Annotated in this window: 15 protein-coding genes; 5 read left to right on the forward strand and 10 right to left on the reverse strand. The window is 28.8% G+C overall.

Going from position 1 to position 14963, the window contains the following annotated elements; all coding sequences use genetic code 11:
- Window positions 1-62: 62 nt before the first annotated feature.
- The 5 genes from gmd to G4L40_RS01755 are packed head-to-tail and all read left to right on the forward strand — an operon-like array spanning window position 63 to window position 5323.
- A complete protein-coding gene (gene gmd, locus G4L40_RS01735; RefSeq protein ID WP_166235394.1) occupies window positions 63-1148 on the forward strand; it encodes a GDP-mannose 4,6-dehydratase in 1086 nt (361 codons plus the stop codon).
- 7 nt (window positions 1149-1155) lie between these two features.
- Window positions 1156-2082, forward strand: a complete 927-nt coding sequence (locus G4L40_RS01740) for a GDP-L-fucose synthase family protein (protein WP_166235396.1) — start codon at window positions 1156-1158, stop codon at window positions 2080-2082.
- Window positions 2075-3235 (forward strand): DegT/DnrJ/EryC1/StrS family aminotransferase, encoded by a 1161-nt coding sequence (locus G4L40_RS01745; RefSeq protein WP_166235397.1) that lies wholly within the window; start codon window positions 2075-2077, stop codon window positions 3233-3235. The genes G4L40_RS01740 and G4L40_RS01745 overlap by 8 nt, the downstream gene beginning before the upstream one ends.
- Window positions 3235-4563, forward strand: coding sequence for an MATE family efflux transporter (locus G4L40_RS01750; protein ID WP_166235399.1), 1329 nt, complete (start codon window positions 3235-3237; stop codon window positions 4561-4563). Before G4L40_RS01745 ends, G4L40_RS01750 begins: the two co-directional genes overlap by 1 nt.
- Entirely contained in the window at window positions 4556-5323 is a 768-nt protein-coding gene (locus tag G4L40_RS01755) for a glycosyltransferase family 2 protein (RefSeq protein WP_166235401.1), read from the forward strand. The genes G4L40_RS01750 and G4L40_RS01755 overlap by 8 nt, the downstream gene beginning before the upstream one ends.
- A 22-nt stretch (window positions 5324-5345) precedes the next feature.
- Here G4L40_RS01755 and G4L40_RS01760 read toward each other — a convergent pair whose 3' ends face one another.
- From G4L40_RS01760 to G4L40_RS01805, 10 genes are read right to left on the reverse strand one after another with little or no spacing between them, the layout of a single operon-like run.
- A complete protein-coding gene (locus G4L40_RS01760) occupies window positions 5346-5885 on the reverse strand; it encodes a hypothetical protein (RefSeq protein WP_166235403.1) in 540 nt (179 codons plus the stop codon).
- A 49-nt stretch (window positions 5886-5934) separates the two neighbouring features.
- Window positions 5935-7779 carry a glycosyltransferase family 39 protein gene (locus G4L40_RS01765; protein WP_166235405.1) on the reverse strand — a complete coding sequence of 615 codons (1845 nt, stop codon included), beginning with the start codon at window positions 7777-7779 and terminating at the stop codon, window positions 5935-5937.
- Window positions 7780-7783: 4 nt separating this feature from the next.
- Window positions 7784-8743, reverse strand: a complete 960-nt coding sequence (locus tag G4L40_RS01770) for a glycosyltransferase (protein WP_166235407.1) — start codon at window positions 8741-8743, stop codon at window positions 7784-7786.
- A gap of 3 nt (window positions 8744-8746) precedes the next feature.
- Window positions 8747-9514, reverse strand: coding sequence for a GIN domain-containing protein (locus G4L40_RS01775; protein WP_166235409.1), 768 nt, complete (start codon window positions 9512-9514; stop codon window positions 8747-8749).
- 1 nt (window position 9515) lies between these two features.
- On the reverse strand, window positions 9516-10613 hold the full coding sequence (locus G4L40_RS01780) for an acyloxyacyl hydrolase (protein WP_166235411.1): 1098 nt from the start codon (window positions 10611-10613) through the stop codon (window positions 9516-9518).
- Window positions 10614-10617: 4 nt separating this feature from the next.
- Window positions 10618-11529 carry a dTDP-4-dehydrorhamnose reductase gene (gene rfbD, locus G4L40_RS01785; protein ID WP_166235413.1) on the reverse strand — a complete coding sequence of 304 codons (912 nt, stop codon included), beginning with the start codon at window positions 11527-11529 and terminating at the stop codon, window positions 10618-10620.
- Window positions 11523-12074, reverse strand: coding sequence for a dTDP-4-dehydrorhamnose 3,5-epimerase (rfbC, locus tag G4L40_RS01790; protein ID WP_166235415.1), 552 nt, complete (start codon window positions 12072-12074; stop codon window positions 11523-11525). Before rfbC ends, rfbD begins: the two co-directional genes overlap by 7 nt.
- 1 nt (window position 12075) lies before the next feature.
- Window positions 12076-12936, reverse strand: a complete 861-nt coding sequence (rfbA, locus tag G4L40_RS01795) for a glucose-1-phosphate thymidylyltransferase RfbA (RefSeq protein WP_166235417.1) — start codon at window positions 12934-12936, stop codon at window positions 12076-12078.
- Between the two features lie 57 nt (window positions 12937-12993).
- Entirely contained in the window at window positions 12994-14007 is a 1014-nt protein-coding gene (gene rfbB / locus G4L40_RS01800) for a dTDP-glucose 4,6-dehydratase (protein ID WP_166235419.1), read from the reverse strand.
- A complete protein-coding gene (locus G4L40_RS01805; protein WP_166235421.1) occupies window positions 14007-14963 on the reverse strand; it encodes a hypothetical protein in 957 nt (318 codons plus the stop codon). Before G4L40_RS01805 ends, rfbB begins: the two co-directional genes overlap by 1 nt.

A 14963-nucleotide genomic window follows, 5' to 3' on the forward strand; every position in this document is an offset into this window, starting at 1 on the left:
CTAAAAATTACACATTTACTATTTAAGGCATATATTTGTAATTATTAATTTTTTTACCTACAATGAAAAAAGCCTTAATCACTGGAATTAATGGACAAGATGGCTCTTATCTGGCTGAGTTACTGTTAGAAAAAGGGTATGAAGTTCACGGAATCATCAGAAGAAGCTCTACGTTTAATACTGAAAGAATTGAACACCTATATATTGAATCATTAATTCAAGACTTACATAAAGATAAAAAAATTCACCTGCATTATGGTGACATGACCGATTCTACGAGCTTAATTCGTTTAGTACAAGAAATTCAGCCTGACGAAGTATATAATTTAGCTGCGCAATCACACGTTAAAGTTTCGTTTGATATGCCCGAATATACAGCTGAAACGGATGCGGTTGGGACATTACGTTTATTAGAAGCAATTAGAATTTGTGGATTAACTAAAAAAACTAAAATATATCAGGCTTCTACTTCTGAATTATACGGAAAAGTACAAGAAGTGCCTCAAAAAGAAACAACGCCTTTTTATCCGCGTTCTCCTTATGGAGTAGCAAAAATTTACGCTTTTTGGATTACCAAAAATTATAGAGAATCGTATGGAATCTATGCTGTAAACGGAATTTTATTCAACCATGAATCAGAAAGAAGAGGTGAAACTTTTGTAACTAGAAAAATCACTCTTTCAGCTTCAAGAATTAAACATGGTATTCAAGAAAAATTATACCTAGGAAACCTTAACGCTATGCGCGATTGGGGTTATGCAAAAGACTATGTAGAATGTATGTGGTTAATGCTACAACAAGAACAACCTGAAGATTATGTAATTGCAACGGGAATTCAATATTCAGTTCGTTATTTCTGTGAATTAGCGTTTAAAGAAGCGGGTATTGAAATTGAATGGCAAGGTGAAAATGAAAATGAAAAAGGAATTTGTAAGGCTACTGGAAAAGTAATTATTGAAGTTGATCCTAACTATTATAGACCAGCTGAAGTAGAAAGTTTATTAGGAGATCCTACAAAAGCAAAAACTCAATTAGGCTGGAATCCAAGTCGCACTTCTATCGAAGAACTAGTAAAAATCATGATGCAACACGATTTAAACTATGTTGTTCGTTTTAAAGATAGAGATTCATTAAAAAAATACGAATAATTTCTCTATGAAAATATTAGTTACAGGCGGTAATGGCATGGTGGGCAGAAATATTTTGGAACATCCAAAAGCAAATCAGCACATCTTATTATCACCATCAAGTGCTGAACTGAATTTACGAGATTATAACGCAGTTGATGCTTATCTAAAAAAACACCAACCTGATTTTATCATCCATTCCGCAGGTTTAGTAGGCGGAATTCAAGCTAATATAGCAAGACCCGTGGATTTCCTGGTTTTCAATTTAGACATGGGAAGAAACATCATTATGGCAGCTAAAGAAAACGGAATCGAAGGGTTTATGAATATGGCTAGTTCTTGTATGTATCCGCGTGAAGCGCAAAATCCATTGCAAGAAGAGTTAATTTTAAAAGGTGAATTAGAACCCACAAATGAAGGATATGCTATTGCAAAAGTTGTCGCTACTCGTTTGTGCGAATATATTGTAAAAGAAAATCCAACATTGCAATACAAAACCGTTATTCCATGTAATTTATATGGAAAATACGACAAGTTTTCGCCTGAACATTCACACATGGTTCCGGCTGTAATAAAAAAAATTTATGAAGCCAAACAAAACAACGCTTCTGAAATTGATATATGGGGAGATGGTTTAGCTAGAAGAGAATTCATGTATACGGGAGATTTGGCCGACTTTGTATTCTATGCTTTAGAAAAATTTGATCAAATGCCACAAAACATCAATGTGGGATTAGGATTTGATTATACGATTAACGAATACTATCAAACCATTGCCAACGTAATTGGTTTTGAAGGAAAATTTGTTCACGATTTGTCTAAACCAATCGGAATGAAACAAAAATTAATTGATGATACCAAACTAAAGCAATTTGGTTGGCAACATCAAATCTCCTTAGAAGAAGGAATTAAAAAAACAGTTGAATATTATAAAACATCGGTTTTACATGATTAAATATCCATTAGCATCCTCAACTTGGGATGAAAAAGAAATAGAAGCCATCAATGGTGTTATCGCAAAAGACATGTACACCATGGGCGAAGGCGTAAAACAATTTGAAGACGATTTTGCAAAATTTGTCAATTCAAAATACGCGGTTATGGTAAATTCGGGCTCATCTGCAAATTTAATTGCAGTTGCCGCTATGTTTTATACTAAAAATCCAAAATTAAAAAGAGGAGATGAAGTAATTGTACCAGCAGTTTCTTGGTCAACAACTTATTATCCACTATACCAATATGGTTTAAAATTGAAGTTTGTAGATGTTGATTTACACACGTTAAATTTCGATTTAGAGCAATTGAAATTAGCCGTTTCCGATAACACTAAAATGATTTTAGCGGTAAATCTTTTGGGTAACCCAAATAATTTTGATGCCATAAAAGAAATCATCGGTTCTAGAGATATCATCTTAATGGAAGATAACTGTGAATCAATGGGAGCGGAATTCAAAGGGAAACAAACTGGAACTTTTGGATTGGTTGGAACTTATTCTACCTTTTTCTCACATCACATGGCAACCATGGAAGGTGGTTTAATTGTAACTGATGACGAAGAAATGTATCACGTAATGGTTTGCTTGAGAGCGCATGGTTGGACACGTCATTTACCAAAAGAAAATAAAATCTCTAACAAAAGTGATAATTGGTTTGAAGAATCATTTCGCTTTTTATTACCTGGTTACAATGTGAGACCAGTAGAAATGAGTGGTGTAATCGGAGTGGAACAATTGAAAAAACTACCTTCGTTCTTAAACCAAAGAAGAAAAAATGCCGAGTTGTTTGTTTCTTTATTTAAGGATCATAAAGATTTCTACATTCAAAAAGACATCGACAACAGTAGTTGGTTTGGGTTTAGTTTTATTATCAAACCTGAATCTAATTTAAACCGATTAGATATTGTAAAAAAATTAGAAGAAAATCATATCGATTGTCGTCCGATAGTAACGGGTGATTTTACTAAAAACGAAGTGTTGAAGTACTTTGATTGTGAAATTTTTGGTGAAATGAAAAACGCACAATACTTAGACAAAAAAGGTTTCTTTGTAGGCAATCATCAAATCGACTTAACGGAAGAAATTAAGCATTTATATAAAGTTTTATCATAATGCTTTTAGAAAAAATATTAAAAAATTTATCAAGCCAAGCGGCTCAAAGTGCTGTTTTTAAAGGCTTAACTGGTTTTTTTATGTTTATTTCTATTTCTTTTTTAGTTAGATTTCTTGGTGAAACAGGTTATGGTATATGGGTTTTAGTTTTTAGTTTTTTTCAATGGGGTTTATATTTTGATTTTGGAATTTCGAATGTTTTAAAATCAAAAATTCCTGAATTAATCTCAAAAAAACAAGAAAATCAAATTAATATTTTTATAGCCGAATCCATAAAAATTACAACTCTGATTGCTTTTGTATTATTATTTATTTGTGTGTTTTTTATTTATGTTTTTAATCTAAACGCCACTTTTAATATTGATATAGACCTTTATTTTACTAAAAAATTATTCTTTTTAAATGCAGTTTTTTTCTGTATTAACTTTGTATTGTCGATTAATAAATCACTTTATATTGGTGTTTTAAATCCTAAAATTTCAGAATTATCATCAACCATTACGCAGTTCTTCTTTTTTATATCAATTGGAATTGTTTTTATCTTCTTTAATTCAATATCTATTGAAGAAAAACTCTTAACAATTACTTTATTAAATGGCGTTAATACTACATTTATTAATGGTGTATTTTTATATTTATTTTTTAGAAAAAACAACTATAAGCCTTTACTTTTTCAAAAATTCAATTCTATTATTTCTAAAGAAATTTTTAATAATGGAATGAAATTTATGATCATACAAATTTTTATGGTAGTAATTTTTTTTTCTGATCCTTATTTTATAGCCTCCTATTGCAGTACAAAAGATGTTTCTGTGTTTGATGTTTTAAATCGTTTATACCAATTGCCACTATTAATAATCGTCTCTGGGTTAGCCTCTTTTTGGCCTTTTTTTTCTAAAAAATTTCACGAGAAACAATTTCTTTGGTTTAAGTCTACTTTTCAAAGATTTCAAAAAATATATTTCATGATTTTTATTTGCCTAATCTTTTTTACAATCCTATCTAACTATTTATTGCAATTTTGGGTTGGTAACGAAATGAGTTCTTATATCGATAAAAACTACTTAATTTTAATGATGTTCATTGTATTGTTTAGAATATACTTCACTTTTTATGCGAATTTTTTTAATGGTATAAATCGATTAAAAAGTCAAATTGTAGTTATGGGTTTAACTGCTGTCATTAAAATTCCATTAACTATATTTTTACTAAAAAACGGATTTGGTTTAAATGGAATATTTTTACAGTTATTATTTTTTATGTTACTTTGGGCTATATATTTTAAGATTGAATCTTCTATTGTAATCAATAAAATGATAAATGAATAATACTCCTTTTTTTTCTGTAATAACCGCAAGTTTTAATAGCGAAAGAACTATTTATAAAACTATAGAATCTCTATTAAATCAAACCTATACTAATTATGAATATATCATTATTGATGGAAATTCTAAGGATACTACATTAGATATTATTAAATCATTTGAGTCGAAATTTAAAGAGAAAAACATTACTTATAAATTCATATCAGAACCAGATAAAGGTATTTATGATGCTTGGAATAAAGGTGTTAAATTAGCAAATGGTGAGTGGATAAGTTTTATAGGCTCCGATGATTATTATCTAGATAACGCTTTATATAACTACTTTGAAGAAATAAAGAAATCATCAAAAAACATTAATTATATTTCTTCGAAAGTAATGGTAATAGACAGCAAAGGAAATAATATTCGAACAATCGGTAAAAAATTTAACTGGGCTAGCATTATTAATAATATGAATATTGCTCAAGTGGGTTCTTTTCATAAAAAAGAATTGTTTGATCATATCGGAGTGTTTTCTACAGATTATAAAATCGTAGGAGATTTAGATTTTTATATTCGTTGTAGAGAAGTTATAATACCTTCTTTTTTTAACACTGTTACCGCTAGAATGGAAAATAATGGTGTGAGTAATCAAATTCACAAAGCTTTAAATGAAGCTCTTAAAGTAAGATTGAAATATGGTTATGATTCAAAATTAAGTATTTATTTGAATCATTATATAATTTTAGTAAAATGCTATGCTAACTTAATACTAAAAAAATAAGGAGCTAAGCTCCTTATTTTTTTTATTTAAATAATTTTTCCAACTCAATAGGTAATTTTTCTATTGGGTATAAAGATATATTATCTCCTTTTTTTAAAGGTTTAAAAACGTTAGCTGTTGAATCATAAACTGTACATAATTCATTTGGTCTAAAATAACTACTAATCTCTGCTCCTTTTATATTAAGTGTCTTGTCCAAATATGTAATCTCAATATTTTCAATCGAAACACCGTCTATATTATTAATTCCAAAATCAAGTCTTAATTGATTTGGTAAGACATCATTAGGTAATTTATAAACAACTTTTAGATTCTCCGCTGATCCATTTTCAAATTCAGCCCATACTGTGTGTTTTTCATCAAAATTTAAACTTTTGTCTTCAGTATAATAAACATGAAATGTATTATCTTTTTTTCCCTTAACATCTAGTTTAATTTCAAAAAAATCATTTAATACTTTTTTATCTTCAACTTTTTCTGCGTCTTTAACATCATTTTCGTTTTTACATGACATCACAAACAAAACCGAAAACAACAGACTAATAATTCTAAAATTTTTCATTATGATTACGTATTATTATTTTTTTGCAAATATATATTTTTTTTATAAACTAATTCTTAATAACTAAATCTGTTAACTTAATTTCTTCAATTTTTTTATTAGAATTAGCAACATAAATAGCTAATTTATAATTCCCTTTAGGAATATTATCTAAATTTATTTGTGATTGGAAACCAGACATGTCATAATTAGTGTTGTGGTCTTTAAAAAAAGAGGTAATATCTTTTCTAATTATTTGTTCCGATTCAATATTTATTTGACTACTATCATTAACTAAAAAAAGCTCTAATATATTATCTTTTGATTCAATGCCTTTCACGTAAGCCCATCCGCTAATAATAAATTTATTATCTTTATTCTCAAAAACTTCGATATTTGATTCAATAATACTCTGTTTTATTTTGAAGTTTAACTTAGATATATCAATTTTAGGCTTATTAGTTTTTAACTCATATTTTTTTACCCAAACATCATGAGCATTAAGATTTTTTTCAACATAAAAATATTTATCTAAAAAATCAATTGTTGTTTGAGTTGGATTATATATTCTTCCGTGTGCATCTATGTACCAAAATGCTTGTATTTTAGTTGTATCTAACTTTATTTCATCAACATAATTATCTAATGATTTATCTATTAACTCATAGTTTACTTTTTTATTTTGTAAAAAGTACTTAAAATACCAACCTAAACTAGTAACAACTTTAGTTTTATTACTGTTGTTCTCTATAATAAAATTACTTCCTTCTCTAAATTGAGATTTTGTAGTATTAAAATAATAATTTTTTACAAAGACAATATCGCTTATAGTAAAAATAAATAACATCAAGATAAAAGCATATTGGATAATCTTATTTTTAAACTGTGTTATTCCAACTGATATTATTAATAATATAGCTGGTAATACAACTATAAAATATCTACTAATAATCATTGGTACAGAAACATAAGATCTAATTAATGGAATTAATAATACTAGTGAAATCCAAGGCAATAGTATTATAAAAGAAAATAACATTTTATTTTCAACTATATTATTATATTTTATTTCAAGATGATTTGTTTTAGATAGTTTTATAAAATATAATAATATAAAAATTCCTAATAATGATAATACTATTTCAGAATTTCCAAAAAACTCTCTAAAAATCAATGTATAAACATCAACGGTTGGTGCTGGAATCCAAAATTCTTTTATTTCGGTTACCTTTATAAATATTTTTAAAGCAGGTATAAATAAAATTAAAACAATAATACAAGAAAACAGTGACTTCTTAAAAAAGTCTAACATGTTATTTTTTTTACTAATTAAAAAGAAAAAAAGTAAAACAAATAATTGAGAAAAAAAGACAAATAATCCAAAAAAGTGAGATAAAAGCATTAATCCTGTGCAAGAACCATAAATAATTGCATTTTTAAAGTTACTTATTTTAATATATCTTACTAACCCATAAAATGATAGTATAGAAAAAAGAAAAAGTAAAATATAAGGTCTTGCTTCTTGAGAATAATATAAATGAAAAGAATTTATCGATAATAAAAAAGAAGCTATTAAAGCTACTTTTTTATTAAAAAGTTCTTTCGAAAACTTATAAAGAGCAAATATGGAAATAACTCCTAAAATTGCAGAAAACAATCTTGCAACTAAAGTCGTATATCCAAAAATTTTAAAAATAAAATACAATGAATAAAAATACAATGGAGGCATTTGCTCACCAGCCATTATTGCGCCATATAAATCTGAGATTTTTGTGTTTGGATTTGATTCATTCATTGTGTGAATTTCATCTAACCATATACTTTGAAAATCAATATGATAAAATCTTAATATTGAACTCAAAAGCAATATAGAAAATAACCAATAATTGTTTTTTAACATGCTAAACAAATTCATTTTTTTAATTTTTAATATGTACATCTTCAATAAAATCTTTATAAATTTTTGGCTTTGGTGCGCTAATATTTTTTCTTGAACTTAACTGTAACAATAGCACTATAAGTGTAACAGAAAACAACTGTAAAATTATCCCTGAAATAATTAAAATTAAACTTGAAGCCCAACCAGGAATGGCATTATCTGTAAACAGTTTTTGATAAAGAATATACACAACTGAAAAGAAGCAGATTCCAATTCCATATAACGAATATCTTAAAATTCTTAACGACAAAAAATCAAAATAAACTGCAATTGAGCTTAACCCGTGAATTATTAGGCTGTTGAAATTCATTTTAGAAATACCTTTATAGCGTTTTCCTCTATCAAGCAATACTTTTTCATAAGGAATTTTAGACTGAATAATTCCACCGGAATAATGATTCCAAATATTGTTTTGATGAACGACTTTAGAAAGTAGTTTTTTAGGTATTATACTAAAGTTTCCAAAACTAATTTTTTGTCCAGTTAAAAAATAAAACAAGTATTTGTAGAAAAAATAGCCCACTTTAAAAAAAGTAGATTCTTGACGTTTTTTTCGTTGGGCAAAAATGATTTTCTTTACTTTTTCTTGTTCTGCTTTTTTGATTAATTCTTTTATGTCTTGGGGTTTATCTTCCCCATCACTATCCATCACCACGACAAAATCATAATCAGAAACTTCATTGCAAATATATTGTAAGCCAACAGCAATGGCTCTTTGATGTCCAATGTTTATTTTTAAATTTAAAACCGTTACAGGTATATTTTTGTAATCAAAATCTTCTGGAATATCTTCAGTAGAACCATCATTTACTGCTACTATAAAAAAATCGTAAACACTTAAATTTTGTTTTAAAAGACCAATCTCTTGAATCAAAACAGCAAAGCTTTCCCAATCATTATAAATAGGAGTTAAACAATAGATATTTTTCTTTTGAATCATTTTCTAATATATTACTCGTCCCGTATAAACCTCATCTACATCAACAATAGGAGGCACGTTTTTTAAAACAACATTTCCTGTGGCAAAAATAGTTCCTTCTATTTTTTGAATCGGATATACAAACATGTCATTTGAACCTCTTTGATATATCTTTATTATTTCTGTATGCAGTTGTTCTCCATAAAAACGACCGTTTCCAAAATAAAAATTCAATAACATTTCATTACAATGTCCTGTAATATAAAAATTTGAAACATTATTGTTTTCTACTACTAGTTGTCCATTATCAACCGCTATGTGAAAATCCCCAGTACCAGCTCCATCAGAAACATCAATTGAAAACAAACGAATAATTGGTGAATGTAAAACACCTTCTGATTGTATTTTTTGTTCCGTTTTACAGTGCAATTCAAGTTCTTGAATTAAAGGTAAAATTGTTCCATCTGGAATAGTTACATAAACCGTAGTTTGTCCATAATCGCGAGCAATATTACAAGAAGAATTATCTTTAACCACTAATGTATTTCCTTCCAACTTCACATCTAGGTTGTCAATAATGTTGTCAGATGTTTTTACTTTAACTTCATAACCTGGCCCTTCTTTTACAACCAAACCCACACCATCATACACTTTTATTTTTGTAAAATTTTCTAACGAAAATGTTTGTGTAATTTGAGTGCCATTTCCTTTGAAACAATCTTCAGAAATACCACAACTTGTAACCAAAAACAGGCAACAAAAAGTAACTATATGTAAAATACTTTTTTTCATATTATAATCGCACACCAACTGTCGCTTCAATGGCTTCTGCTCTTCCGCCATGCGTTTTTAGTCCAACTCCTGTGAATATTTTTTTATAAAGATAATATTTTATTCCAACTCTTTGATAAATGTCAATTTCATAATCAAAAGGTTTATAAACATAATAGCCTACTTGTGTTTCAATTGATAATTTATTGATAAATAATTCGTGACCTACAAATAATCCAATTCGTTTATAATCGGTATCTGGGTCAGTATATGATTCATGACCTTCTGGAAAAGCTACCGAAACAAATTTGATATAATCTTGTAAATAGCGTGAGAAAAAAACATCTGTTCCTAATTGTAACGCGCTTTTTCTACCTATTCGTTTATCGGCATACAATCCAATATGATAAAATTGACGCTGTCCTAAATGTGGTACTGGTCCTTCAGAAATTCCAGTTCTAAAAGCAAAATTATATTTTATTTTTTCTTTATACGTCTCTGATGGAGGTAACGAATCAACTACGATTTCTTGTTTTTCATCTAAATTATAATTTAATCCTACGTTAAAAGCAATGGTGTTAATTCCGCTGTTAGGAGCTTTGAATCTTCCGTTAGAAAAATGGGTCAGCATAAAACCGGCTTGTAAACCTATTTTATCAATGATATTTTCCTTTTTATATTGCAATAAAAAGTAATTATTATCCATTATTTTAGTCCCAAAAGCATTATTTTTATTGTTAGTTTCTTTATCATAAGGCGAAGATGTCATCCCAATTCCTTGCGAAATTCGAAACATCAATTGACGTTTGAAAAAATAAAAATTATAATGCACTCCTATTGCATGATTAACCCCTAAATATTGGTTTTTAAAATCCAAATAATGATATGAAACGCCATAATCAGGATAATTATAAACTTGTTGCCATTCTTTTTTCCCAAAGGTTTTCCAATTATAGCTTAATAAAAATCCGTCCGGATGACCTGTAATTAAATGACCAATATCATTGGTGTGCTTATAGACATTTCCTCTAAAAAGCTGCACATCAAAATAGGTTGATGTTTTTTCTTGCGAAAAGGAAAAAAAGAAAGTAAAACAAAAGAGTAAAATTATTTTTTTCATGAACTTACAATTGATTAATACACTTTGCTAAACTCGTTTGCCATTCGCTGATTTCAATATCGAATGTGTTTTTAATTTTTGTTTTATCCAAAACACTATACGCAGGTCTTTTTGCCGCTGTTGGATAAGCCGCTGTTGAAATTGGTTTTAAATCGATTTTAATTCCTTTTTGATGAAATATTGCTGCCGCGAAATCATACCAAGAACATTTTCCTTCATTACTGAAGTTGTAAATACCAAAATTTGATGATTGATGGGTGTTCGGTGATTGAATGATTTTTATCAAAACTTCAGCTAAATCAACAGCGTTTGTTGGTGTTCCTATTTGGTCCACAACAACAGAAAGGCTGTCACGTTCTGAGGCCAATCGCAACATAGTTTTCATAAAATTGTTTCCAAATTGTGAATATACCCAAGAAGTCCTAATGATAAAATATTTTTCCCAATTCGCCTGAATCGCTTGTTCTCCTTGCAATTTTGTTAAACCATACACACAACTTGGAAAAGACACATCTGTCTCTGTAAGTCCTAAATTACTTCTTAATGGCAACCTATATTCTCTATCATAATAAGCAATTCCTTCTGAAAAATAAGCATCAAATACAAAATCAGTAGAAATATGAATTAGAATGGTATTGTGTTTTTTACAAGTAATTGCTAGGTTTTCAGGTCCGTTTGCGTTGCTATCAAAAGCTTTTGATGGCTCACTTTCGGCTTTGTCAACTGCTGTGTAAGCGGCTGCATTGATACAAAAATGTGGTTGATGAGTTGAAAAAACTGCCTGACAGTTTTCTAAATTTGTAATATCTAATTCAGAAGAAGAACAAAACACAAAATCTATTTCAGGATATTTACCAGAAATAGATTGAATAGCTTGACCTAATTGTCCGTTTGCTCCTGCTACAAGTACTACCATACTTTTTTAGCGTTTTGTAAATTGGGTAATACTTTGTCTTTATCGGAAATTATCAAATCTTGGATAGGAAAATTCCAATTAATGTTAATGGTTTCATCATTAAATAGTAAACCACCTTCACTTTCTTTGTTATAAAAATTATCACATTTATAAAAGAAAGTTGCTGATTCGCTTAACACCAAAAATCCGTGCGCAAAACCTCTAGGAATAAAAAACTGTTTTTGATTTTCTGCTGAAAGCAAAACGGCTTCATATTGACCATACGTTTCAGAATTTGGTCGTAAATCAACAGCAACGTCTAAAACTTCGCCTTGTAAAACACGAACTAATTTGGCTTGCGCATGTTCGCCACATTGGTAATGCAATCCTCTCAAAACCCCTTTAGTAGAAAACGATTGATTGTCTTGCACAAAAGTTACTTTTTGACCAATTCCTTCTTGAAAAGTCTTTTCATTAAAGCTTTCCATGAAATAACCGCGTTCATCTTTTATTATTTTTGGTTCAAGGATAAAACATCCTTTAAGTTTGGTTTCTATGAATTTCATTTTAACTCACTAAACTCATTAAATGTTTTCCATAACCACTTTTTAATAATGGTTCTGCTAATTTTTTTAATTGATCAGCATTGATAAAACCCATTTTGTATGCTGCTTCTTCGATGGCGCCAATTTTTAATCCTTGACGTTCTTCAATTACTTGTACAAACTGTCCTGCTTGCATTAATGATTGAAATGTTCCTGTGTCTAACCAAGCGGTTCCTCTATCTAAAATGGAAACTTTTAAATTTCCTTGTTCTAAATAAGCTTTGTTAATATCGGTGATTTCTAATTCTCCTCGTGAACTTGGTTTAATGTTTGCAGCTATTTCAACTACTTGATTATCATAAAAATAAATTCCTGGAACGGCAAAATTTGATTTTGGATGTGTTGGTTTTTCTTCAATAGATAAAACTTTCCCAGCACCATCAAACTCTACTACACCGTAGCGTTCTGGGTCGTGAACATGATAAGCATAAACAATTCCTCCATTCGGATTGCTGTTTTCTTGCAATAGTTCAGCTAAACCTGTTCCGTAGAAAATATTATCTCCAAGAATTAAAGCAACTTTATCGTTTCCAATAAATTCTTTTCCAATGATAAATGCTTCAGCTAGTCCATTTGGGTGTTCTTGAACTGCATATTCGAATTTACAACCTAACGTTTTTCCATCACCTAATAATTGACGAAATAAAGGTAAATCATGTGGTGTTGAAATAATTAAAATTTCGCTAATTCCTGCCCACATCAAGGTTGATAATGGATAGTAAATCATCGGTTTATCATAAATAGGCATTAGTTGTTTACTAACCGCCAATGTTAACGGATGTAAACGTGTGCCTGAACCTCCTGCTAATATAATTCCTTTCATTCTTTAAAGATAAAAGTAAAAAGTAAAAAGTAAAAAAGTTTAAAAAACCTTTAATTTTTATCTTTTAAACTTGGTTAAATACCATTGAACTGTTTTCTTGATTCCAGATTCGAAATTTTCATCAGCTTTCCAGCCTAATTCTGTTTCAATTTTGGTGGCATCAATAGCATAACGTAAATCATGACCTGGTCTATCTTTCACAAATGTAATTTGATCTTGATATTTTCCTTCTGATTTTGGTTGCAATTCATTCAAAATTGAACAAACAGTATCAACTATATATAAATTATTACGCTCGTTTCTTCCTCCTATATTGTAGGTTTCTCCAGCTTTTCCGATTTTAAACGCTAATTCAATTCCTTTGCAATGATCTAAAACATATAACCAATCGCGGACATTTTTTCCATCGCCATAAATTGGAATATTTTCGCCAGAAATCGCTTTACGAATAATCGTTGGAATTAACTTTTCATCGTGTTGTTTTGGTCCGTAATTGTTAGAGCAATTTGTTGTTACAACGTTCATTCCATACGTATGAAAATAACTTCTCACAATCATATCTGAACCTGCCTTTGATGCAGAATATGGACTATTTGGCGCATACGGAGTAGTTTCTTCAAACAAGCCTGTTTCACCTAAAGTTCCATAAACCTCATCTGTAGAAACATGATGAAAACGCGAATTTTGAAATTCAGCATTGTATTGATTTGGGGCCAACATCCAAAGTTTTCTTGCGGTATCCAATAAATTAAACGTTCCTAAAACATTAGTTTTAATAAACGCTTCTGGTCCAGAAATAGAATTATCAACATGGCTTTCTGCTGCGAAATGAATCACATCATGAAACTGATATTTTTGAAATAGTTCTTCTACAAAATTTCTATCGCAAATATCGCCTTGCACAAACGTATATCTCGGATGATTTTCAACTTCTGAAACGTTTTCTAAATTTCCAGCATAAGTAAGTAAATCCAAATTTACCACATGATAATCTGAATTATTTTCTATGAAGTAGGGAACAAAATTAGCTCCAATAAATCCGGCACCGCCTGTTACTAATATGTTTTTCATTAACTATTAATTCTTGCTAATTGTTTTTTGTATAGCGAACTAAATTTATAAAATCCTAAGTATAGAAACACAAATAAAACAGGTAAAATTAACTTCATCTTGTTATTTAAACCTTTTGTGCTAACATTATTTAAGGAAACATTTTGTGTTTTAATAATATCCTCATACTCATGTTTATGTATTTTTAGATATTGAGATTCTATAACTAATTCATTCTTTTTGTTAATCAACTCACTAATTCCTTTATTTTCAGAAATAGATACATTACTACCCGAATTATTATCAGACAATTTTACAATTAATCCATCAATCTGTTTTATTAACGAATCATTAAATTTGATTTTATCATTTGTGTTTTCCTGATAAATTTTTTGCTGTGTTTTGTAAAACGAATTGTCTTGTAAATATTTTAAAAGAGGGTCAATAACTTCATTTTGATTAATTTTTTCAGCTGTTTGAAAAGTGATGTTGTGCAAATAATAATTTTTACTTGTTATATCACTTTTTATAATTTCATCAATATTTCCGTCTTCAGCCATTAATTTAATTAATTCAAAATTTTGCTCATTGTCTCGCATATTTACAAAACCAAAAATTCCATTAATCGCTTTAATTTGTATTTTTCCTATTTCATCTGAATTATTAATCCCAATACTTTTGAAAAATTGTTCATCCTTTTCAATAATTCTTGAGTTTAAGAAATCTACTTTTTTGTACAAATATTCATTACTACCAAAATTTGGAATCACTGTAATGTCTTGTGTATAGACTGGGTTTTTATCGATAAAAAAACCTAATACAATTCCAATTAAAAAAAGTGTTCCAATAACAATAATCTTCTTTTTTACGAAGAAAATAACGTCAAAAATTGAATTAATTATTCCGTTGAAAAATTTTTTGATTCCTATTCTAATTTGTCCTAAATCAATTTCTTGGTCTTGAGAATTTGTACTCAT

The sequence above is a fragment of the Flavobacterium celericrescens genome, from assembly GCF_011392075.1.
Lineage (GTDB): Bacteria > Bacteroidota > Bacteroidia > Flavobacteriales > Flavobacteriaceae > Flavobacterium > Flavobacterium celericrescens.